Source organism: Photorhabdus viridis, from assembly GCF_040256935.1.
In the GTDB taxonomy this organism is placed as follows: Bacteria; Pseudomonadota; Gammaproteobacteria; order Enterobacterales; family Enterobacteriaceae; genus Photorhabdus; species Photorhabdus viridis.
Genome location: NZ_JBEJZY010000130.1, coordinates 1 through 1,877, shown reverse-complemented (window position 1 = coordinate 1,877; position 1,877 = coordinate 1). Strand labels below are relative to the sequence as shown.

4 protein-coding genes and 1 pseudogene are annotated in these 1,877 nt (G+C 33.2%); 1 reads left to right on the top strand and 4 read right to left on the bottom strand.

Translation table 11 applies throughout. The features are described 5' to 3' along the window. Nucleotides 1-106: 106 nt before the first annotated feature. Nucleotides 107-325: pseudogene (locus ABR397_RS22425) on the top strand (hypothetical protein); the annotation flags it as partial. A 65-nt stretch (nt 326-390) separates the two neighbouring features. On the opposite strand, the gene ABR397_RS22420 reads toward ABR397_RS22425, so the two are convergent. From ABR397_RS22420 to ABR397_RS22405, 4 genes are all read right to left on the bottom strand, one after another. Further along, nucleotides 391-705 carry a hypothetical protein gene (locus tag ABR397_RS22420; RefSeq protein ID WP_350307647.1) on the bottom strand — a complete coding sequence of 105 codons (315 nt, stop codon included), beginning with the start codon at nt 703-705 and terminating at the stop codon, nt 391-393. Nucleotides 706-745: 40 nt separating this feature from the next. Beyond that, entirely contained in the window at nt 746-1,057 is a 312-nt protein-coding gene (locus ABR397_RS22415) for a contact-dependent growth inhibition system immunity protein (protein ID WP_350307646.1), read from the bottom strand. An 83-nt stretch (nt 1,058-1,140) separates the two neighbouring features. Then, nucleotides 1,141-1,461 (bottom strand): contact-dependent growth inhibition system immunity protein, encoded by a 321-nt coding sequence (locus ABR397_RS22410; RefSeq protein ID WP_350307645.1) that lies wholly within the window; start codon nt 1,459-1,461, stop codon nt 1,141-1,143. A 4-nt stretch (nt 1,462-1,465) separates the two neighbouring features. After that, nucleotides 1,466-1,877 (bottom strand): RNase A-like domain-containing protein (locus ABR397_RS22405; protein WP_350307644.1); only part of this gene is annotated, 412 nt, incomplete at its 5' end.

Sequence of the window (1,877 nt, the reverse complement as noted above, 5' to 3'; positions counted from 1 at the left end):
GAGCCTACGTTCAGAGTCAGTCAACGCCAGATTGATCTTTAAAGCCCTGCGGGCTTTTCGCCTTATATCCCCGCCCGCACTGGGCGAGGGTTTACGGCGTTTTTCGCTAAACAAGATTGAACGCTTGTAGCAATCGTTACATGAAACGGTAACACAAAATCATTGCTGTCAATATATGCGGCAGTTACTTAAATATGTGGAAGAGTTCATAAAAGCGTTTTCGTTACAGCGACAACTCGGAATGATAAAAATGGGTGTATCACTATTATTAATAGCTTATTTATATAGCATGTCATTACTATTGAATGGCGCTTTTGAAGTATAATATATAATTAATCCACTACCTTCAAAAGCGTTTTTTCTTGAAAACTTTACGGATATAAGATTGATTTATTTATCCTTTTTAATGTGTTTATTTATATAACTTTGCATTATTTTTGATGACTGATTCAGATGTTCTAATATGGCGGAAACAGTTTCCCATAACTTTGGATCAGCTGCATCATAATGATGGTTTCTAGAACATCCCTTTAAATTTTTAGTGTCACGGATAAGATAATTAATATTTTCTAATAATATTAATGGTGCAATATTAAGATAATTTCCTTGCAACTCATTGGATATTTTTTGAAATAATTCATAATCATTATTATCAATAGCATTTTTCAGCTTATCTACGTACTGCAATTTTTCTCTCATGTCCATTATATTTCACCTCTTTGTTTACTGTTGTATTAAAGCAATTTTAATTACTCATCTTTTTTTCAGGATGTGCATTTAAAAAATTCTGGGTCCTTTGAGATATATGATTTAAAAATTCAAGTGCTGTGGTATTCCATAATCTAGGGCAGAAACTAGAACTATAATAGAGTACTTGAAAGTCTTTCTCTATATCTCCTGAATTCTGGATAAAAGACTCTATCTCCTTCATTAACTCTCTTTTCATCGTTTCACTTGTAGTATCAAGATAGTCATTTATGACGTTATCAAGTTCTGGGCAAGATATTATATCGTAATCTTGATTGAAATAAGCATACATTAAACGATTTAGTTCCATTTTCTTCTCCATAAATTTTAATTAAATTTTGGGAATACTGTTAATATATAGTATTGTTTGCCGTTAAATTCAGAATGCCTTAATTATTCATCTTGTTCAGTGTTCTTGTTTAAATAATCTTGTGACTTATTTGACACATGTGTCAAAAATTCAAGCGCTGTCATGCCCCACCCTTCGGGGAGAACTTCAGCATCATGATAATGATAATCAAATGTGTTCTCTACATCTTCAGAAGAGCTAATAAGATCGTTGATTTCTTCTATTAACCCTTTTTTCATTCCCTGAGATGTGTCATTAAGAAAATCATTGATAACATCATCAAGCTCAGGACCGGATATTATATCGAAGTCCTGATTAAAGTAGGCATGCATTAAGATATCTAGGAATGGATATTGTCCGGTCATTAAATTAAGCCTTTGGAAATGCTGTTAATATATAAAATGGTTTACCATTGTATTCAGAATATCTTAGGACAACCCTGACTTTATATAACTTTTCTACATATTTCGATCCTTTAGTAACACCAAAACCAATAGAGGTACTTGAAACGTATTCAATAGGTACAGATACTGTTGGAGGGACATATTTAGCCCAATTCTCCAAGTGTATTCTATTTGCTTTTAGAGCTTCCGAAATCACTTTCTCTGCTACATCTTGATTGTAAAATGTACTTGCTCTAGATATCGACTTGTTATTTAAGAGTCTTTCTCTCAATTCCTGCTCCGATAACCCAACATGTTTAGCCAAAGTATGACCACCCGGTTTTAATCCAGTCTCTGACTCATGCTCAATTAATTTAATCCTGCCTACCCGAACAGAG